The sequence below is a fragment of the Rahnella ecdela genome (genome assembly GCF_019049625.1).
In the GTDB taxonomy this organism is placed as follows: domain Bacteria; phylum Pseudomonadota; class Gammaproteobacteria; order Enterobacterales; family Enterobacteriaceae; genus Rahnella; species Rahnella ecdela.
In genome coordinates, this window is sequence record NZ_JAFMOY010000133.1 from 160,230 (window position 1) to 179,882 (window position 19,653).

Annotated in this window: 17 protein-coding genes; 11 read left to right on the forward strand and 6 right to left on the reverse strand. The window is 53.9% G+C overall.

Annotated features, from left to right (window positions below):
- Position 1: 1 nt before the first annotated feature.
- The 11 genes from J1784_RS26675 to J1784_RS24140 all read left to right on the forward strand — a co-directional run bounded on the left by J1784_RS26675 (position 2) and on the right by J1784_RS24140 (position 13,223).
- Positions 2-520, forward strand: coding sequence for a tail fiber assembly protein (locus tag J1784_RS26675; protein WP_217151287.1), 519 nt, complete (start codon positions 2-4; stop codon positions 518-520).
- Complete coding sequence (locus tag J1784_RS24095; protein ID WP_217151288.1) at positions 520-1,245, forward strand: hypothetical protein; 726 nt, start codon at positions 520-522, stop codon at positions 1,243-1,245. The genes J1784_RS26675 and J1784_RS24095 overlap by 1 nt, the downstream gene beginning before the upstream one ends.
- Entirely contained in the window at positions 1,217-1,759 is a 543-nt protein-coding gene (locus tag J1784_RS24100; RefSeq protein WP_217151289.1) for a baseplate complex protein, read from the forward strand. The genes J1784_RS24095 and J1784_RS24100 overlap by 29 nt, the downstream gene beginning before the upstream one ends.
- A gap of 7 nt (positions 1,760-1,766) precedes the next feature.
- Positions 1,767-3,467, forward strand: a complete 1,701-nt coding sequence (locus tag J1784_RS24105; protein WP_217151290.1) for a hypothetical protein — start codon at positions 1,767-1,769, stop codon at positions 3,465-3,467.
- A 179-nt stretch (positions 3,468-3,646) separates the two neighbouring features.
- Positions 3,647-3,934, forward strand: coding sequence for a hypothetical protein (locus J1784_RS24110; RefSeq protein WP_217151291.1), 288 nt, complete (start codon positions 3,647-3,649; stop codon positions 3,932-3,934).
- A gap of 558 nt (positions 3,935-4,492) precedes the next feature.
- The gene (copA, locus tag J1784_RS24115; RefSeq protein ID WP_217151292.1) at positions 4,493-7,024 is read left to right on the forward strand and encodes a copper-exporting P-type ATPase CopA; all 2,532 of its coding nucleotides are present in this window, start codon (positions 4,493-4,495) and stop codon (positions 7,022-7,024) included.
- A 90-nt stretch (positions 7,025-7,114) separates the two neighbouring features.
- Positions 7,115-7,915: a TraB/GumN family protein gene (locus J1784_RS24120; RefSeq protein WP_217151293.1), complete on the forward strand. Its 801-nt coding sequence runs from the start codon at positions 7,115-7,117 to the stop codon at positions 7,913-7,915.
- Between the two features lie 252 nt (positions 7,916-8,167).
- On the forward strand, positions 8,168-8,647 hold the full coding sequence (gene ybaK / locus J1784_RS24125) for a Cys-tRNA(Pro)/Cys-tRNA(Cys) deacylase YbaK (RefSeq protein ID WP_217151294.1): 480 nt from the start codon (positions 8,168-8,170) through the stop codon (positions 8,645-8,647).
- A gap of 45 nt (positions 8,648-8,692) precedes the next feature.
- Entirely contained in the window at positions 8,693-9,904 is a 1,212-nt protein-coding gene (locus J1784_RS24130) for an MFS transporter (RefSeq protein WP_217151295.1), read from the forward strand.
- Between the two features lie 235 nt (positions 9,905-10,139).
- The gene (ybaL, locus tag J1784_RS24135; RefSeq protein WP_217151296.1) at positions 10,140-11,831 is read left to right on the forward strand and encodes a YbaL family putative K(+) efflux transporter; all 1,692 of its coding nucleotides are present in this window, start codon (positions 10,140-10,142) and stop codon (positions 11,829-11,831) included.
- A 147-nt stretch (positions 11,832-11,978) separates the two neighbouring features.
- The gene (locus J1784_RS24140) at positions 11,979-13,223 is read left to right on the forward strand and encodes a sensor domain-containing diguanylate cyclase (RefSeq protein ID WP_217151297.1); all 1,245 of its coding nucleotides are present in this window, start codon (positions 11,979-11,981) and stop codon (positions 13,221-13,223) included.
- A gap of 49 nt (positions 13,224-13,272) precedes the next feature.
- Here the strand turns inward: J1784_RS24140 and J1784_RS24145 are convergent, their stop codons facing one another.
- The 6 genes from J1784_RS24145 to J1784_RS24170 form a co-directional block, all read right to left on the reverse strand.
- Entirely contained in the window at positions 13,273-14,592 is a 1,320-nt protein-coding gene (locus J1784_RS24145; RefSeq protein WP_217151298.1) for an inosine/guanosine kinase, read from the reverse strand.
- 38 nt (positions 14,593-14,630) lie between these two features.
- On the reverse strand, positions 14,631-15,593 hold the full coding sequence (gene hemH / locus J1784_RS24150; RefSeq protein ID WP_217151299.1) for a ferrochelatase: 963 nt from the start codon (positions 15,591-15,593) through the stop codon (positions 14,631-14,633).
- A gap of 255 nt (positions 15,594-15,848) precedes the next feature.
- A complete protein-coding gene (gene adk / locus J1784_RS24155) occupies positions 15,849-16,493 on the reverse strand; it encodes an adenylate kinase (protein ID WP_217151300.1) in 645 nt (214 codons plus the stop codon).
- Positions 16,494-16,674: 181 nt separating this feature from the next.
- Positions 16,675-18,540: a molecular chaperone HtpG gene (gene htpG, locus J1784_RS24160; RefSeq protein ID WP_217151629.1), complete on the reverse strand. Its 1,866-nt coding sequence runs from the start codon at positions 18,538-18,540 to the stop codon at positions 16,675-16,677.
- A gap of 163 nt (positions 18,541-18,703) precedes the next feature.
- Positions 18,704-19,309, reverse strand: a complete 606-nt coding sequence (gene recR / locus J1784_RS24165; protein WP_120132727.1) for a recombination mediator RecR — start codon at positions 19,307-19,309, stop codon at positions 18,704-18,706.
- Positions 19,309-19,638, reverse strand: a complete 330-nt coding sequence (locus J1784_RS24170; protein WP_120506395.1) for a YbaB/EbfC family nucleoid-associated protein — start codon at positions 19,636-19,638, stop codon at positions 19,309-19,311. The genes recR and J1784_RS24170 overlap by 1 nt, the downstream gene beginning before the upstream one ends.
- Between the last annotated feature and the right edge of the window lie 15 nt (positions 19,639-19,653).

The following is a 19,653-nucleotide window of genomic DNA, read 5'->3' on the forward strand; positions in this document are numbered from 1 at the left end:
GATGATTACATTCAGAAATATTAAAATTTCTAAGCAGGTATTAGAAGAAGGCATTCCTTTGCCCGTTCTCTATTTTGAAGATGAAACTGGCCTGGACTGGTACACGGTGCGCGATCAGGAGTGGAAAGGGAAAAATTACTTTATTGCCGTTGGTACAGACGGGTTTATTAACACCTGGGCGGCGGATCCAAACTTTATGACGTTATCCGAAGGCGTCAGCATTTATGAGATTTCGGCAAAAAAATTGCCGTCTGATATCGCAGAGCAGACCTACAGCTATCAGGACGGTAAATTTATTAAGTTTGAGCCGGTGGCAACTGATGTAGCGGAGCAGCATAAAAGTGCATTGCTGGCACAAGCCGCTATCGCTATTGCACCGCTACAAGATGCCGTCGACGTTGACGATGTCACAGACGAAGAACTGGCGACGCTAAAAGCCTGGAAAAAATACCGTGTCGCCCTTAATCGCCTGGATTTATCGACCGCACCGGATATTACCTGGCCTGAGGCACCTCAGTAATGTGGCGAGAGTCGATTATCCAGATAGCCGATGATATGGCTGCGCTGTCCTGCGCCGTGGTTCCCGCGCACCCGTGGGTTTATGGACTGGGGCAATCGGCAGACTCAGGCGGTTATCTCAGCCCAGCCAATGCGCTGGGCTATCTCGCAAAAAAACTGGCATCCAGCGGGGGCAATGGTGATGTGATCGTCCTGATGATTGCCGAGAATACGCATGACGCATTTATGCAAGGACTAAGCAGTCTCGCCACCGTTTTTCCTGCGCCCGCATTTACCCAGGTCAGCAGAATGGCGAAAGCCGCTGCCGAGTTAAGCGCCGTAAAGATGCAGCTGCCTGCCAAAGTAGTCAACGCCCTGCCCGCCGCTGCGCCTCTTTCTGTACCGACGAACAGAGCCGCCGTAAATGCCCAGCGCATCGCCGCCGCGCAGCTGGCCGCCGCTGTTACCACCAGTACAGCAGGATTGAAACAACAGCTGGCCGGTTTTGTCCAGGCCCGCGCCGGATTGTTATCCGCCGTGAGTCAGGGACTGGAAGAACTCAAAGGAGCCAGCGCGAAAGTGTGGGCCTTTACCCATAGCGGAAATCACAACACCGGCGCCGTCGAGATATTAAAAAACATTCCACTCACTACCGCCGTGCATACCGCCGCCATGATGTTCACCGGGGATTCCCTGGCCGATTTGGAGAAAATGTTACATGAGCCAGACCACGCTACTCGCCCTTGATGGGGAAGGCATTGCGATGCAAAACATGCTGGTTTCGCCGTCGATGCAGTTTCAGGAAAAAGACCAGTCGGGGCAGACGTCCAGCACAGCCAATGCCGAACAAGGTATTAAAGCCAAAGAGCTGCGCGTCTCCGGTCTGATCACCTTCGATAACCAGACCGTGTTACAGCGGCTTTTTCAAATTGCCTCGGCGACCGAATCCAGCGGCGCCCTCAAAACGTACCGAATCGCCAACGAAACGGCGACGGCCATCAACTTTCGCGAAGGCACATTCACCGGCCAAATTGATGCCACACCGCAGGAAGACATTCTCGCCTGGCAGGTCAGTTTCACCCTGCGCGAAAAAGGCAGCGTCCCGGAAAAACGCCAGGCACGAAAGGCGAACGCCACGGCCAGCACAAAGCAAACCGGCGCAGCAGGGGCGAACGGTTCGGCATCCGCCGATGAAGACAAAGACAAAATGAGCTGGTTTGAACAGAAAGTTTTAAAACCTGTGAATGATGCCCTGGGATAACTGAGCCATGAAACCAATAAAACGCCTGTACCTTTCCAGCGATTCCGTGCACCTGGTCGACATCACTCTGATGCTCGAGATAAATGCGTGCGGTCGGGGATTTATCACGGCCCAAACTGATATTGATTACACCGGCAAAATGGTGCGCTTAGACATTGGCTACGACGGGCTTGTCCTGCGCTGGTTTACCGGTTATGTCGTCAGGTCGCAGCCCGCAGAGAACGGCACGCAAAGACTTTTTGTTCGTGAACTCATCGGTATTTTTGATAAGCCGTGGCCGTGCTCATTCCAGCATCCGACTCTTCGACAGATTACTGATTGGATTAGCGAACAGAGCGGGTTAACGGTTGCACCGCCGACAGGCGCCGATTATGCCGATAAACCGATCCCCCATTTCACCCACAGCGGTACCGGATACCAGCTTTTTGCGAATCTGGGCCGTGCGTTCTCTGTCACGGATTACCTCTGGTACCAGCTGCCGGACGGCGCCGTCTTTGTTGGCGCAGCCCAGCACAGTATGTTTGCCGGTAAGCCGGTAAAAATTCCCGGCGAATTTAGCCAGGCAACGGCGGGCGGCAACTCCATGACCCTTCCCATGATCCAAAGTTTACGCCCCGGCGCCGAGGTGAACGGCCAGCGGCTGAATCAGGTGCGTCTTGATAACGACGATATGGCGATATTTTGGCAACCGCGCAACAAAGCAACCGGCCAGGCGTTGCAAAAAACACCGGTACAACGCCAGATGGAAGGCGCGTTCCCGGAACTCGCCTCAGGGCTGCATCTGCCAAAATTCGCCAGGGTAGAGGCGCCGAGTGAAAACGTCAGCAGTGGAAATATTGCCGACCCATTCCGACCGCGCTACGCCGTCGATTTGCAGCTGCTTGACGCAGACGGTAATCCCGCAGCCGATACGGCGGTTTATCCCGCCGTGCCATTACCGGTACCGATGGCCGGAAGCGAATCAGGGATGTTTCAGTTTCCGCCGCCCGGCACGCTGGTGGAAGTGGGCTTTACCGATGGCCGCCCGGACAAGCCGTTCGTGCGCCAAAGTATGCCGCAGGGGCAAAACCTGCCATCAGTTAAGCCTGGTGAACAGCTGCAACAACAGCGTGACGGCGTATCACAGCGCGTAACCGTCGCCGGTGACTGGGAACGCCAGACAGACCAGACCATCCGGGAAAACTCCATGAGTCGGTTAATCACAGCCGACGATGAAACCCGCACGCTGGTAGCCCGCGAAACCATCGTCCAGGCCACGGATAAAACCACCGTACTGGGTACGGCCACACTTCTGGCCGGTGCCGTTGTTCATGTCAGCGAGGGGGATTACAGCATCGGCACATCGGGCAATATGACCCTGTCATGCGGTAAAAATGCCAATCGCGCGGTCGGGGCTAACCTGGACGACAACATCACCGGCAATGCTTCGATCTCGGTCGGCGGAACCCTTACCGAGAAAATCACCGGCATACGCCGAAGCGTCGCCCAAGTACAACAGCTGATTGCGCCCGTGGTGAAACTGGGTACTGACGAAATCAACGTCCTCACCTTGCTAACCGATACCCTGACGGTCGTCAACGAACTGGCGACGCTTGTCGCCAGCCATACCCACCCCAGCACCGGCGCAAGCCAGCAGGCTGGTCAGTTCACTACGATCGCCGGTAAAACCGATACGCTTAGCAAGAAGTACGCCCCACTGATAGCTTGATTTCATCCTCATCGTGTAAAACGATCTGTAAAGCCCACCATTGAGCGCAGCAACAAAAGGCCGACACTGTTCGGCCTTCTTTTCGTTCGTCCAGCCACGCCCCACAGCCGCAGCAGAAACCCGCACGCGGAAGCGCATACCAGACGGAAACGGCGCTACACCGCACCCGCCTGCACGATTTGGATCGTAAAAATTTTGCAAAAGAAATTTTGTGCAAACCCTACCGCCAGCCCGCGCGGCGTCTGAGGTTTTCCGCTTTCATTGGTTTTGCACACGGCGCAAGCTTTTGCGAAGTTTTGCAAAAAACGTCGGGTAGCCCGCAACTAACCTTTTGTTTAACTGGTTGTTTTTATTTGGATCTCTTTGCTTTCCGTCTGGATCAAAACGCCGAGCGGTTAGCCCCCTGGCAAACTGGGGAAACTTCGGGAAGCCTTGCGGCGCAAGGGATTGCAGGAAATGACCGCTGATTTTATTTTTGCAAAATGTTGCGCATAGGATCCCCTACGGATCCCCGCGCTCGCGTGCTGAATACTCCCCTGCCCGTTGGCGGCGGAATGGATTTTGTGTCGATTTTTTCCATAGGGATGTAAATCAACCTAACTAAAACGAAAAGCAGAAACTATTTGCATTAAATAAGTACCTCGATAATCATAACTCTCAGAAACTAAAGGGAGATTCATGGAGCTGTCACAAGAAGAAAGGGAAGCCGTTGCGTGGTTTCTTAGCAACCACTGGGCAGCATTCACAGAAGGAGCTCAGGAGTTCATGACAACAGCTGCATTACATCGGCTTGCTAGCAAGTTAGGTTTAGATAGCGAGTAGAGCACTAAAAAAACCAGCCTCCGGGCTGGTTTTTTATTGCCCAAAGAAAAGCCCGCAAAATGCGGGCCTTAGTCGAAGTGTGGTCGCGTTGTGGACAGCGTTGATAAAAATCCTTTTGCATCAACATAATATTGTATTGACCTTCCCCTTGCTGGAAGGTTTATCCTCTGTCCTTAGTGAAGTTAACCCTGAGGAAATTCATCATGACGACGACCGTATTATCTCTGCAAGGCTTGTCCTGCGGGCACTGCGTGGCTTCAACGCGTAAAGCGCTGGAAGCTGTGGAAGGCACCACTGCCGTTGAAGTTTCTCTGGATAAAGCCATCGTCAAAGGCGATGTCAGCAGCCAGAGCCTGGTCGATGCCGTTGTTAACGCTGGTTATGAAGCACAGGTGGTGGAAGACGCATCCCCAAAATCTGAGCCGCTGACCGATAAGGCGAAAGTTTTGCCGGAACCCCTGTCAGCGGCGGCGTCACCTGTTCCGGCAGAAACTCAGGCACCACATACCACAGACGACAGCGTGCAGCTGTTGCTCAGCGGGATGAGCTGCGCCAGTTGCGTCAGTAAAGTGCAAAAGGCGCTGGAAGGCGTGAACGGCGTAGAACGGGCGCGGGTCAATCTGGCGGAACGCAGTGCGCTGGTCAGCGGTAAAGCCGACCAGAATGCGCTGATCGCCGCCGTTGAACATGCCGGTTACGGCGCCGAAATTATTATCGACGAAACCAAACGTCGTGAGCGCCAGCAACAAACCTCACGTAAAAGCATGATCCGCTTCAGCTGGCAGGCAGCTCTCGGCTTAGCCGCCGGTATCCCGATGATGTTATGGGGATTACTCGGCGGTGAAATGATGGTGACCGCTGGCAACCAGACTGGCTGGCTGATTGTCGGCCTGCTGACCTTGCTGATTATGGTGGTGGCGGGCGGCCATTTTTACCGCAGTGCCTGGAAAAGCCTGATGCACGGCAGCGCCAATATGGACACGCTGGTGTCGCTCGGTACCGGCGCGGCCTGGATATTTTCCTTCGCGGTCAGTCTGTGGCCGGAAGCGTTCCCGATGCAGGCGCGGCATCTTTATTATGAAGCCAGCGTGATGATTATTGGTCTGATTAACCTCGGTCATGCGCTGGAACAACGCGGACGTCAGCGTTCATCTCAGGCGCTCGAACGCCTGCTGGATCTCACCCCACCAACCGCACGTGTAGTTACGGAACAGGGAGAGAAAACCCTGCCGCTGGCTGACGTTAAGCAAGGTATGACGTTGCGCCTGACGACCGGTGACCGCGTCCCCGTTGACGGCGAAATTCAAAGTGGCGAAGCCTGGATGGATGAGGCGATGCTGACCGGCGAACCGATCCCCCGGCAGAAATCGCAAGGTGAAAAAGTGCATGCCGGTACGCTGGTCAAAGACGGCAGCGTGCTGTTCCGCGCGGATGCCATCGGCAGCCAGACCACCCTTTCGCGCATTATTAATCTGGTGCGTGAAGCCCAAAGCAGTAAACCTGAAATAGGCAAGCTGGCGGATAAAATCTCTGCCGTCTTTGTACCGGTGGTGGTGCTGATTGCTTTGTTCAGCGGAGCCATCTGGTACTTCTTCGGCCCGCAACCGCAGCTGATGTATACGCTGGTGATCGTCACCACGGTGCTTATCATCGCCTGTCCATGTGCGCTTGGTCTGGCGACACCAATGTCGATTACCGCCGGCGTCGGACGTGCCGCGGAGTTTGGGGTTCTGGTCCGTGATGCCGATGCGTTACAAAAAGCCAGTACGCTTTCAACGCTGGTATTTGATAAAACCGGGACGCTGACCGAAGGCCTGCCGAAAGTGACAGACATTCACACCTTCAGCGGTTTCAGTGAACAGCAGGCTTTACGGTTTGCCGCCGCGCTGGAAAAAGGTTCGCATCATCCTCTGGCTCAGGCGATTGTCGAAAAAGCAGAAGGAATGGATATCCCGGACATTGTGAATTTCCGCACTCTTGGCGGGCTGGGTTTGCGTGGCGATGCAGAAGAACATTCCCTGCTGCTGGGTAATCAGGCGCTGATGCAGGAAAACGGCGTCGATACTCAGGCAGCCGATGCCCTGCTGGACAAACTAGCCGGAGAAGGTGCAACGCCGGTATTGCTGGCTGCCAGCGGGAAAATCGCGGCGCTGTTTGCCCTGCGTGACCCGCTGCGTGAAGACAGCGTCAGCGCATTGCAGCGTCTGCATCAGCTGGGTTATCAGCTGGTGATGCTGACCGGTGACAATCCGCGTACCGCAGAGGCTATTGCGGCACAGGCGGGGATTGATACGGTGATTGCCGGTGTGCGTCCGGAAGGTAAAGCCGACGCCATCAAAGCTTTGCAGGCCAAAGGGCAGCAGGTCGCCATGATTGGCGACGGCATTAATGATGCTCCGGCGCTGGCTCAGGCAGATGTCGGCATTGCGATGGGTGGCGGCAGCGATGTGGCGATTGAAACCGCCGCCATTACGCTGATGCGCCCGAGTCTTCACGGTGTCGCCGATGCGCTGGCGATGTCTCAGGCGACGCTGCGTAATATGAAGCAGAACCTGCTGGGTGCCTTTGTGTATAACGTGATTGGTATCCCGATCGCCGCCGGTGTGCTTTATCCGCTGACCGGAACCCTGCTCAGCCCGATAGTGGCGGGTGCGGCGATGGCACTGTCTTCCATCACGGTGGTGGCCAACGCAAACCGTCTGTTGCGCTTTTCACCTGAAAAAGGACAGCCATGAAAAACACGCCGAAAAAACAAGACGTTTCCTCTGTTCGCTAAACCGCAGGCGCGTTAGCATGGTCTCTCATTTTTCGGGAGACCCTGCATTATGGCGCCTTTCTTAAACCGGGCATTCAGCTGGCTTCACCGGCTGTTCCCCGTCGAGTATTCCTATCCCGCCATTGATATCCGGCTTCCCGGCAACCGCTATCTGCATCTGGTCGGCAGCATTCATATGGGCACGCAGGATATGCAACCGCTGCCCGCGCAATTGTTGCGCCGCCTGAAAAAAGCCGATGCGCTGATTGTGGAGGCGGATATCAGCGGCACCGATTCCCCTTTCAGTATGACCGGAGAATTTCCTCCGCTGGCCGAACGCCTTCCTGAATCGCAATATCTGCACGTCGAACGTTTATGCGAAGAACTGGGTGTGTCGATGTGGACGCTCAATCCCCTGCCGTCCTGGCAGGTCGCGCTGATGTTGCAGGCCACACAGGCGCAGCGTCTCGGACTGCGCGGAAATTACGGCATTGATTATCAGCTGCTGCACACCGCCAAAGAGCAGGCAACACCGGTCATTGAGCTTGAAGGGCCGGAGGAGCAGTTTGCGTTATTGCAGCAACTTCCCGATGACGGACTGGGGCTGCTGGAGGATACCCTGACGCACTGGCACACCAACGCACGCCTGCTGCAAACCATGATCAGCTGGTGGCTGGACACCAAACCGGGACTGGCGGTTGAGCAGTTGCCGAATACCTTCAGCAGTGATTTGTACGATGTGCTGATGAATCAGCGAAATGTGCGCTGGAAAAAACAGCTGCTGGATTTGCCTGCGGGAAACTACGTCGTGGCAGTCGGTGCGCTGCATTTGTACGGAGAAGGGAATCTGCCTGAGCTGCTGAAAGGATAAAAAAATGGCCGGTTTTTAAGGCCGGCCAGTCAAAGAGGAATTTCATTTTATTAGTTATAGCTTCAGTACCAGCCTTTACAGGCACAGCACCGGCGGGCACAGGGTATCAATCTGCGGCGGGTCTTGGCAATAACCATTCATTGCTCTACTATTTCATCCTCGCTCAGTAATCATACTTTATTGTTTGTTTTCATCAGATTGAGCTGATGACGATTTTCCCAACAAAAAAGTAAAATAAAATAGGCGGTAATCATGACACCCGCGGTCATCCTCCTGGAAAAAAACAAAGTCAGCTTTACCCTTCACCCTTACGAACACAGCAGCGATGAAACGAATTTTGGCGATGAAGCCGTAAAAAAACTCGGGCTGGATGCGCGCCAGGTTTATAAAACGCTGCTCGTATCGCTTAACGGTGATGCCAAAAACCTGGCCGTCGCCGTCACACCGGTGGCCTCGAAGCTGGATCTGAAAAAAATCGCTAAAGCCCTGAATGCCAAAAAAGCCGATATGGCAGACCCGACGATTGCACAGCGCGTCACCGGATATCTGGTCGGCGGCATCAGTCCGCTGGGTCAGAAAAAACTGCTGCCGACGGTGATCGACAGTACGGCACAGACATTTTCCACGATTTATGTTTCAGGCGGTAAACGCGGGCTTGATATTGAACTGGCGGCGGGTGATCTTTGCCGTTTACTCAAAGGCCAGTTTGCTGATATCGCTAAAATCGACTGACAGACCGGAACCCTGTACTTCTAAAATAATAAAGGTTTACCTGCGATGACCGACACAACCGCAAAACCTGAAAGCCCGCAGAAAGACGCAGTCAAAAAGACTGCGTTTTCTATTCTGGCGGCGATCAGCGTTTCTCACCTGCTCAATGACATGATCCAGTCGCTGATCCTGGCGATTTATCCGCTGCTGCAAAGCGAGTTTTCCCTGAGCTTTACGCAGATCGGGCTGATTACCCTGACGTATCAGATAACCGCATCGCTGTTGCAGCCGCTGATCGGCTATTACACCGACAAACATCCGCAGCCTTATTCATTGCCGATTGGCATGGGCTTTACGCTTTCCGGCTTGCTGTTGCTGGCGGTGGCGCAGAGTTTCCCGGTAGTGTTACTGGCGGCGGCGCTGGTCGGGACAGGTTCTTCGGTGTTCCATCCCGAGTCTTCGCGCGTGGCGCGCATGGCTTCCGGCGGACGTCACGGGCTGGCGCAGTCACTGTTCCAGGTCGGTGGCAACTTTGGTTCTTCACTCGGTCCGTTGCTCGCCGCCCTGATCATCGCGCCTTACGGAAAAGGTAACGTCGCATGGTTCTCGCTGGCGGCCTTGCTTGGCATTGTGGTGCTTCTGCAAATCAGCAAATGGTATCGCCAGCAAAATCAGATCGCCAAAAAGCGGGGCCCGGTGAACAGCAATATCACTGTCCTGCCGCGTAAAACGGTGGCGATGTCGCTGGGTATTCTGCTGGTGCTGGTGTTCTCGAAGTATTTCTACCTGACCAGCCTGAGCAGCTATTACACCTTTTACCTGATTCATAAATTTGGTGTGTCGGTACAAAACGCGCAAATCCATCTGTTCATATTCCTGTTTGCCGTCGCGGCGGGCACCATTATCGGCGGGCCGGTGGGCGATAGGATTGGGCGCAAATACGTCATCTGGGCCTCAATTCTGGGCGTCGCGCCGTTTACCCTACTTTTACCGCATGCCAATCTGATGTGGACCAGCGTGCTGAGCGTGATTATCGGCGTGATCCTGGCCTCAGCATTTTCAGCGATTCTGGTGTTTGCTCAGGAACTGATGCCGGGCAAAGTCGGTATGGTTTCCGGCCTGTTCTTCGGTCTGGCCTTTGGTATGGGCGGGCTCGGTGCAGCGGTTCTCGGCTATGTGGCGGATAAAACCAGCATCGAACTGGTGTATCAGATTTGTGCCTTCCTGCCGTTACTTGGGATCCTGACCGCATTCCTGCCAAATATTGAACGCAAATAGCCTATAACCTTTCCTTCCCGCTGCCGATAGTTAAATATCGGCAGCGTCTGAACCCTTATTCTCTTGATATCTGCCTGATAAAACCCATTTAAATCCTGCGTTGGAATTCTTTTTATCGTCTGCTGATGATTTTGATAAAAAAGGCCAAAATTCCCCAACGCCGAAACGATTTTTACCATAGACTTAGAAACAATCAGCAACATATTTGCTTCATGCATAACCAGAAGGAGTCTGAATGCATCATTCTACGCCTCTCATCACTACCATCGTTGGCGGTCTGGTACTGGCTTTCCTGCTAGGGATGCTTGCCAACCGCCTGCGAATATCTCCTCTGGTGGGCTATCTCGCCGCTGGCGTGCTGGCCGGCCCTTTTACACCCGGCTTCGTGGCTGACACGTCGCTGGCACCGGAACTGGCTGAAATCGGCGTCATTCTGCTGATGTTTGGTGTCGGTCTGCATTTTTCTCTGAAAGATTTACTCGCCGTAAAGTCGATAGCCATTCCCGGCGCTGTAGCGCAAATCGCGGTAGCGACGCTGCTTGGGATGGGTTTATCAAGTCTGATGGGCTGGGATCTGGCGACCGGACTGGTGTTCGGGCTGTGTCTGTCCACCGCCAGTACCGTGGTGCTGTTGCGTGCGCTGGAAGAAAGACAGCTGATTGAAAGCCAGCGCGGGCAAATCGCCATCGGCTGGCTGATTGTGGAAGATCTGGTGATGGTGCTGACATTGGTTCTGCTGCCCGCGTTCAGCGGCATGCTGGAAAGTCATCACTCCAGCCCGGTTGAACTGCTGACCGGACTGGCGGTGACCATCGGTAAAGTGATTGCGTTCATGGTGCTGATGATGGTGGTCGGTCGCCGCGTGGTGCCGTGGATCCTTGCCAAAACCGCAAGCACCGGTTCACGCGAACTGTTTACGCTGTCTGTTCTGGCATTAGCGCTGGGCATCGCTTACGGCGCAGTAGAATTCTTTGATGTGTCATTTGCGCTGGGCGCATTCTTCGCGGGGATGGTGCTCAACGAATCTGAGCTCAGCCAGCGTGCGGCGCACGATACGTTACCGCTGCGCGATGCGTTCGCGGTGTTGTTCTTCGTCTCCGTCGGTATGTTGTTCGACCCGATGATCCTGGTGCGCGAACCGCTGACCGTGATTGCGACGCTGGCGATTATCGTATTCGGAAAATCCATTGCCGCGTTCGCGCTGGTGAAAATGTTCGGGCATTCCAAACGCACCGCGCTGACGATTTCCGTCAGTCTGGCGCAAATTGGTGAGTTCGCCTTTATCCTTGCAGGCCTCGGGATTTCGCTGGGATTATTGTCGGAGCATGGCCGTAATCTGGTGCTGGCGGGAGCCATTCTGTCGATTATGTTTAACCCGTTGTTGTTCACGTTGCTTGAAAAGTATCTGGCGAAAACGGAAACCATTGAAGATCAGAGCATCGAAGAAGCCGTGGAGGACGAGAAGCAAATCCCGTTCGATTTGTGTAATCACGCGCTGCTGGTCGGTTATGGTCGCGTCGGCAGCCTGCTCGGGGAGAAGCTTCAGGCCGCCGGAATTCCGCTGGTGGTGATTGAGAATTCGCGTCCGCGTGTTGAAGCACTGCGCGATCAGGGAATCAGTACGGTGCTGGGCAATGCCGCCAATCAGGAAGTGATGGATCTGGCACGACTTGATTGCGCCCGCTGGCTGCTGGTGACGATTCCAAATGGTTACGAAGCCGGGGAAATTGTGGCATCAGCCCGCACCAAACGGCCTAATATCGAGATTATCGCCCGTGCGCATTATGACGATGAAGTCACCTATATTATGGAGCGCGGCGCCAATCGCGTGGTGATGGGCGAGCGGGAAATTGCCAACAGCATGGTGGATATGCTGCATATAGACACCATGACCGAAGACGAAAAGCGACCATTTTGCCCAATCTGATTTTATTCTGAAATCCGGGCGCAGTACTTTTGCTGCGTCCGCCCCTTCCCTGCGCAAATTTCCCTTTAACTTGCTCGACATAAAAAACACCAAATCAGATCATTTCGCGGTATTCTCTTTTTATGCCAAAAATTGACCGGTACTGCGATGTTGCTATCCCATCTGGAAACGTTGAACATTTTGAGCACGCCGGTCTGGGTTGTCTCAGTCCATAACCAGCAAATTATTTTCGCCAATACCGCGGCCAGAAAGCTTGCGGGAAACAGCTTGCTTGGCCCCCTGCGCAACGGTCAGTTCTCCGTTCATTCCCTGCAATCCCTCGAGTCCTATCTGCCGCATCTGAAGAAAGGCGATCAGGTCATTGAAATCTGGACCATCCACAAAGAGGGCCGCGCATTTCCGCTCAGTTGTCGCCTGTCGTTAGCGCAGTTCGGCTTCCAGGAACCGGCTATCGTGTTTGAAGGAACGCATACCTCAGCGGCCAACGTTCCGGTGCCCGGCTCTTTCCTGAGCGAGGCCAGACCTTACCGCCGTGACCAGGGCGGTTTCTATGAGCGATTTTTCCAGACTAACACCGCGCCGATGCTGCTGATCGACCCTGAAAATAACGGGCAGATTGTGGATGCGAATCTGGCCGCGACGCGATTCTATGGTTATTCGCGCGATGAAATGTGCATGAGGCATACCTGGGAAATCAATGCGATGGGCCAGGACGTGTTGCCGGTGATGCATGAAATCGCCCGTCTGCCCGGCGGACATAAGCCGCTGTCGTTTGTGCATAAACTGGCAGACGGCAATCTGCGACATGTGCAAACCTACGCCGGTCCCGTTGACGTGGATGGCGTCCGGCTGATGCTGTGCATTATTCACGATATTACCGAGCAGAAACGCCTTGAGCAGGAACTTGAACACGCCGCGCTGCGCGATCCGCTCACCGGATTAGGTAACCGACGGCAGTTTATGCAACTGGTGGAGAATGCACGGACGCAAAACCCGCAGCGGACACATAATTTCAGTCTGATGCTGGTCGATGCCGATCACTTCAAAGCGATTAACGATCAGTATGGTCACAACAAAGGCGATGATGCGCTGGTGATGCTGGCGCGAACGCTGGAAACGGGGATCCGCGAAAGCGATACCGTGTTCCGCTGGGGTGGTGAAGAGTTTCTGATTTTGCTGCCGCTGACCAGTCTGGAAGGCGCATTGCATGTGGCAGAAGCGCTGCGCTCAGCCGTAGAACGATTTGCCCAACCGGATCTGCCATCAATGACGGTGAGCGTCGGCGTGGTGCAGTACCAAACCGGCGAAGACTTTACCAGCCTGTTTAAACGGGTAGATGACGCGTTGTATCGGGCGAAAACATCGGGAAGAAATCAGGTGCAGTCAGGCTGAAAAAAAGGGCGGGAGATTTAATCCCCGCCCTCTTCACTTCCGGCAACGTTTATCTTTCCCAGTAACTCTCTTCCAGACTGTCTTCACGCTCCGGCAAACCACGTGTCAGGCGCGGAGAATGCTGGTTCAGCACCTGATAACTCACGCGGTTGGCGTATTTACACACCTGCGCCAGTGAGGAATAGGTCAGATACTCGCGGGAATGTTTGCTGGAATTCGGCACGGAATTACGGTGAAAACCGTTGGCCGCAATGTCATGCAGCAGTGCTGACAGCGCACCATCCCCTGCGCCATTGGTATTCATAATTTTTTCCGGCCCGCCCATGTACGGCGCGATGTGGGAATAAATCTTCAGCGGATCCTGGCAGCATTCACGACGCATAGCACGGCTGAATTCGTACTGATTAAATTCGGCAATCGCGCCCGGCAGCAACGGATGCTGAGTCGTGCGCTTAAAGGCTTCTTCGGTATAACTCGCCATAAACAGGCCGTTCGGCCCGGCGGTACACAACACCAGATCCACCCAGTCCAGCGCTTTATCTGCCGCCATCAGCGGATCCTTCAGGCCGGTCAGCGCAAAACCTTCATCTTCATTCATCGCCAGAATCGAAACGTGATCCCGCAGGAAATCGCGCCATGCCTGCGGATCATCCGCGATGACATATTGCGTCCCCAGCGTTAACACGACCGGCACATGGTATTTTTTCGCGTACTCAATGGCCTTCATGGTGGCTTCGGGCATCGGTTCGCCCGGTTTACTGCGCAGCAGATACGACGTCAGCAGCAGCGCGGACGCCCCGGCAATCACATCTTCCGGCACACTATAAGAATGCAGCTCATTCATTTTACCCGGACTGATAGCAAACGTGCGCTCGCCGGTGTCGCTGATCAGTGTGAAACAGCGGCCAATCGCGCCGTCGACGCCCTGCAGGAAGTTAAGATCCACGCGGCTGGAGGTGTTGCACAAATAGCGGTAAGCGTAATCACCGATTTTGACGTTGTTGCACATCACACCCAGCAGCACAGAACGGTCATCGGCCAGTACGGAATAGTTGTGCAGCGTGTTACCGACGGTGCCGCCTGCAAACTGATGAGTGATCAGCTGCTGGCTCATCAGTTCCTGGTACAGCGCTTCTGACATTTCATCGTCAAGAATATTGGATTCACCCGGCGTCAGGCCGTAACGGGCCACAAAATTTTCATCCACGCGCGCTTCGATATCCACCAGGGTCTGGTCGATGCCGACGATGTAAGACGTTCCTGCTTCAGATTCCGGCTGCATTTCCTGCAACATAGAATCACGCAATAAAGGGTCACGCGCGCTGACCGGAAAATAGTGTTTTGACTTACGTTTACCAGGAAATTTCATTCATTATTCTCGGGAAATTCAAAAAGCTCAGGCTTCATTCAGAAGTGCTGAGTGACCAGTTGTTGCAGCAAGTCGATATGCTCCGGCTGGTCGTTTAAGGCGTCAATATATTCGAAGCGCTCGCCGCCTGCATGAATAAAAATCTCACGGTTCTCGCCTTTGATCTCTTCCAGCGTCTCCAGGCAGTCTGCCGCAAAGCCAGGGCACAGGATCTGAATATGTTTAACTCCCTGAGCCGGAAGGCCTTTCAGCGTTTCATCGGTATAAGGTGTCAGCCACGGCTCGCGGCCAAAGCGCGACTGGAAGGTCAGCATTATTTTTCCCGACGGCAGTTGCAGCGCATCGGTCAGCGCCTGCACAGTATCGCGGCAACGCTGTTCATAGTCATCGCCCTCAGCGACAAAGCGCTTCGGAATACCGTGGAAAGACAGCACCAGGCGATCCGGCTCGCCATGCTGTGCAAAGGAACGTTCGATGCTGGCTTTAAGCGCGGAAATATAGGCCGGATGCGTGGCGTAATCACGGATAAAGCTCAGTGAAGGCAGGCGGCGCTGAGATTTCAGCACGCGCGCCACGCCGTCAAATACGGCAGCGCTGGTCGAACAGGAATATTGCGGATACAGCGGCAGCACCACCATTTTGGTCACGCCCTGCGCCAGTAGTTTTTCAATCGGTTCTTTCATGCCCGGTTTGCCGTAGCTCATTGCCAGCTCAACCGGCGTGCCCGGCAGACGTTCTGCCAGCGCTTTCTGCTGACGGCGGCTGTAAACCATCAGCGGCGAACCCTCTTCCATCCAGACGGCTTTATAAAGTTTGGAAACCCGCGGAGAACGCAGCGGCAGAATGACAAAATTCAGGATAGGCCACCACAGCAGACGCGGCGTATCCACGACGCGGATATCACTCAAAAACTCAGCGAGATATTTTTTAACGGCCTGCGGAGTCGGTGCTTCCGGTGTTCCGAGATTGACCAGGAGAACACCGAATTTGGTCTGCGTCATGCTGAATATCCTAAATTGAAGGCATTGAAGCCGGATGAAAAATGATGGGCGCCACCGTTTTGTGATGCTGCAATTTGTGATGCGGAAAAGAGGCGCAGCTCATTGTAACGAAATCAAAGAGGATCGGAACAACGACAGTAGCTATCAATGCGAATTGTTATTAATACCTTTCATACTTCAAGCGCCAGATGCGCTGGCGCGCAAAAACAAACGGGGCGACCGAAGTCACCCCGTGATAGCGCGCAAAACAGACGATCAGCTCAGGATTGCAGCCAGTTCGTCACGCACAGCTGTAACTTGCTGTGTGCCGTCAATTTTGACGTATTTTGTGTTACCCGCTTCTGCTTCTTTGCTGTAGTAGGACACCAGCGGCTCAGTCAGCTCATGGTATTCCACCAGACGTTTACGCACGGTTTCTTCCTGATCATCTTTACGGGTGATCAGTTCTTCGCCAGTCACATCGTCTTTACCTTCCACTTTCGGCGGATTGTATTGGATGTGGTACACACGGCCTGAGCCAGGGTGTACGCGACGGCCGACGATGCGATCTACGATCAGTTCATCAGGCACATCAAATTCCAGCACATAATCCACTTTGATGCCCGCGTCTTTCATAGCATCAGCCTGCGGAATAGTGCGAGGGAAACCGTCTAACAGGAAACCATTACGGCAATCTTCCTGCTGAATACGCTCTTTCACCAGTGCGATAACCAGCTCATCGGTTACCAGTTTACCGGCATCCATAATCTCTTTTGCTTTCTTGCCGAGCTCACTTCCGGCCTTAACAGCGGCGCGCAACATATCACCGGTAGAAATTTGCGGAATACCAAATTTCTCCATGATGAATTGAGCCTGAGTACCCTTACCTGCGCCCGGAGCGCCCAGCAGAATGATACGCATTGCGTAAATCCCCTTGCATGTAATTATTATGAATCTCGAAAACCGGTCAACCATACCATTCTGAGCACTTTTGCTCAAGGAACAACCCCTACGGGCACTGGGGTTAACGCGGCAGATTAGGATGCGACCATAAAAAAGGGCCTCGTTTTCACGACGCCCTTTTCACTTTTATTTCAGCAGATTACGCCTGTAACAGCGTGTTCATACGACGGATAAACAGGTTTGGATCTTCCAGCGTGCCGCGTTCCGCGAACAGCGCCTGATCCAGCAGCAGCTCAATCCACTCGCTGAACTGGTCTTCGTCAGCCACATCAGATGCACGTTTCACCAGCGCGTGTTCCGGGTTCAGCTCGAAGATGTATTTCACTTCTGGCGCTTCCTGACCGGCAGCAGCAAACAGTTTTGCCATCTGTGTCGTCATTTCGTCAGCACCGGTGGTGACGATAGCTGGCGTGTCAGTCAGACGGTGCGTCAGACGCACTTCTTTCACACGCTCACCCAGCAGCGTTTTCACGCGTTCAACGAACGGCTCCAGTGCTTTTTCAGCTTCTTTCTGCTCTTCGCTTTCGTCAGCCAGTTTATCCAGTGTGTCGTCAGCCTTGCTGACAGACTGGAACACTTTGCCATCGAATTCGGTCAGATAGCTCATCATCCATTCGTCGATACGGTCAGACAGCAACAGGACTTCAATGCCTTTCTTGCGGAAGAGTTCCAGATGCGGGCTGCTCTTCGCGGCGGCGTAGCTGTCGGCAGTGATGTAATAAATCTTGTCCTGACCTTCCACCATGCCTGCCACATACTCTTCCAGCGAAAGTGTCTGCTCGCTGCTGTCGTTGCGGGTGCTGGCGAAACGCAGCAGTTTGGCGATCGCTTCTTTGTTCGCGCCGTCTTCTGCCGGACCTTCTTTCAATACCAGACCAAACTGTTTCCAGAATTGCAGGTATTTTTCGTTGTCATCTTTCGCCAGTTTTTCCAGCATTTGCAGAACACGTTTGGTCAGCGCACTGCGCAGGTTCTGGGTAATGCGGCTGTCCTGCAGAATTTCACGGGACACGTTCAGCGGCAGATCGTTGGAATCTATCAGACCACGAACAAAGCGCAGGTAGTTCGGCATGAACTGCTCGGCCTCGTCCATGATAAATACGCGCTGAACATAGAGTTTCAGGCCATGTTTATGGTCGCGGTTCCACATATCCCACGGCGCCTGTGAAGGGATATACAGCAGGCTGGTGTATTCCTGCTTACCTTCAACGCGGTTGTGGCTCCAGCTCAGCGGATCGCTGAAATCATGGGAAATATGTTTGTAGAATTCAACGTATTCTTCGTCGGTGACTTCAGATTTACCGCGGGTCCACAGGGCCTGCGCCTTGTTGATTTGCTCCCAGGTAACGGTGCCGTCTTCTTCATTGCGGGTTTCGACTTCAACAGGCAGCGCAATGTGGTCAGAGTATTTGCTGATGATGGAGCGCACGCGCCAGTCATCCAGGAATTCGTCCTGATCGTCACGCAGATGCAGGGTAATTTCAGTACCGCGGTCGGCTTTTTCGATGTCCGCAAGGGTGTATTCGCCTTCACCGGCAGATTCCCAGAACACACCTTCTTCCGCGCTGGCACCGGCTGCACGGGTACGCACGGTGACTTTATCGGCCACGATGAACGCCGAATAGAACCCGACGCCGAACTGACCAATCAGCTGGCTGTCTTTTGCCTGCTCAGAACCCACAGATTGCAGGAATGCTTTGGTGCCGGATTTCGCGATAGTCCCGAGGTTATCGATGACTTCATCGCGGCTCATACCGATGCCGTTATCGCTAAGCGTCAGGGTGCGTTTTTCTTTATCAAACGCCAGACGTACGTGCAGCTCGCCGTCACCCTCATAAAGCTCAGGCGCAGACAACGCGCGGAAACGCAGTTTATCAGCGGCATCCGAGGCGTTAGAGATTAACTCGCGCAGGAAAATTTCTTTGTTTGAATACAGAGAATGGATCATCAGATGAAGCAGTTGTTTTACTTCAGACTGGAAGCCACGTGTCTCTTGTCCTTTCATACTCATCAAATTACCTCAATCCAGATACTGTTATTGACCAAATCAGACGTTGAGGAATAAGTGGGGTTATATGTCAGGCTTTTCAAGCGCAGGAAGAAATATTTAAGAAGAAATGCAGAGGGATAGAATAATACGGGCGCAGAAGACTGCGCCCGTATGACAGTCAGAACCGGAAGGGATTACGCCCGGCGAGGGAATGTGACAGCGTGGTGCCATCAACCATATCCAGTTCGCCACCGACCGGCACACCGTGCGCGATACGGCTCGCCAGCACGCCAAACTGGCCGCACATTTCAGCAATGTAGTTGGCGGTCGCTTCACCTTCGACCGTCGGATTGGTGGCCAGAATCACTTCCTGAATGCTTTCACTTTCAAGACGTTCTTCCAGACGGCCCAAACCAATATCGTCTGGCCCGATACCATCCAGCGGTGACAGGTGACCCATCAGCACAAAATAGCGACCAGAAAACTGACCGGTTTGTTCTATCGCATGGATATCCGCCGGGCTTTCCACCACGCAAATCTGGCCGTTTTCTTTACGCCGTGGATTGGCGCAAATGGTACAGATTTCCTGTTCGGTAAAAGTACGGCAATCGGCGCAGTGGCCGATTTCAGACATAGCACGCGTTAAAGACTGCGCCAGCCGCATTCCGCCACTGCGATCACGTTGCAGCAGCTGGAATGCCATACGTTGCGCGGACTTCGGGCCAACGCCCGGCAGGCAACGCAACGCCTCCATTAAAGATTCAAGGAGTGGGCTGGTTTGCATCAGAACGGCATCTTAAAGCCTGGTGGCAACTGCATGCCGCCAGAAACGGCTGCCATTTTTTCTTTCTGAGTTTCTTCGATACGACGTGCTGCATCGTTGAACGCCGCAGCGATCAGGTCTTCCAGCATGTCTTTATCGTCTTCCAGCAGGCTTGGATCGATTTCAACGCGACGCACGTTGTGTGCACCGTTGATGGTGATTTTCACCATGCCAGCGCCTGACTCACCGGTCACTTCCAGCAGAGCGATTTCTGCCTGAGCCTGTTGCATTTTTTCCTGCATTTGCTGGGCCTGTTTCATCAGGTTACCAATGCCGCCTTTTCCAAACATAGTCTTCTCTCTCAG

Bases quoted from the DNA above. Each gene is read 5' to 3' on its own strand.
- recR (WP_120132727.1), bottom strand. From the start codon at position 19,309: ATGCAAACCAGCCCACTCCTTGAATCTTTAATGGAGGCGTTGCGTTGC.
- J1784_RS24105 (WP_217151290.1), top strand. From the start codon at position 1,767: ATGAAACCAATAAAACGCCTGTACCTTTCCAGCGATTCCGTGCACCTG.
- J1784_RS24120 (WP_217151293.1), top strand. From the start codon at position 7,115: ATGGCGCCTTTCTTAAACCGGGCATTCAGCTGGCTTCACCGGCTGTTC.
- htpG (WP_217151629.1), bottom strand. From the start codon at position 18,540: ATGAAAGGACAAGAGACACGTGGCTTCCAGTCTGAAGTAAAACAACTG.
- J1784_RS24095 (WP_217151288.1), top strand. From the start codon at position 520: ATGTGGCGAGAGTCGATTATCCAGATAGCCGATGATATGGCTGCGCTG.
- hemH (WP_217151299.1), bottom strand. From the start codon at position 15,593: ATGACGCAGACCAAATTCGGTGTTCTCCTGGTCAATCTCGGAACACCG.
- J1784_RS24100 (WP_217151289.1), top strand. From the start codon at position 1,217: ATGAGCCAGACCACGCTACTCGCCCTTGATGGGGAAGGCATTGCGATG.
- J1784_RS24130 (WP_217151295.1), top strand. From the start codon at position 8,693: ATGACCGACACAACCGCAAAACCTGAAAGCCCGCAGAAAGACGCAGTC.
- copA (WP_217151292.1), top strand. From the start codon at position 4,493: ATGACGACGACCGTATTATCTCTGCAAGGCTTGTCCTGCGGGCACTGC.
- J1784_RS24170 (WP_120506395.1), bottom strand. From the start codon at position 19,638: ATGTTTGGAAAAGGCGGCATTGGTAACCTGATGAAACAGGCCCAGCAA.
- ybaK (WP_217151294.1), top strand. From the start codon at position 8,168: ATGACACCCGCGGTCATCCTCCTGGAAAAAAACAAAGTCAGCTTTACC.
- J1784_RS26675 (WP_217151287.1), top strand. From the start codon at position 2: ATGATTACATTCAGAAATATTAAAATTTCTAAGCAGGTATTAGAAGAA.
- adk (WP_217151300.1), bottom strand. From the start codon at position 16,493: ATGCGTATCATTCTGCTGGGCGCTCCGGGCGCAGGTAAGGGTACTCAG.
- ybaL (WP_217151296.1), top strand. From the start codon at position 10,140: ATGCATCATTCTACGCCTCTCATCACTACCATCGTTGGCGGTCTGGTA.
- J1784_RS24145 (WP_217151298.1), bottom strand. From the start codon at position 14,592: ATGAAATTTCCTGGTAAACGTAAGTCAAAACACTATTTTCCGGTCAGC.
- J1784_RS24140 (WP_217151297.1), top strand. From the start codon at position 11,979: ATGTTGCTATCCCATCTGGAAACGTTGAACATTTTGAGCACGCCGGTC.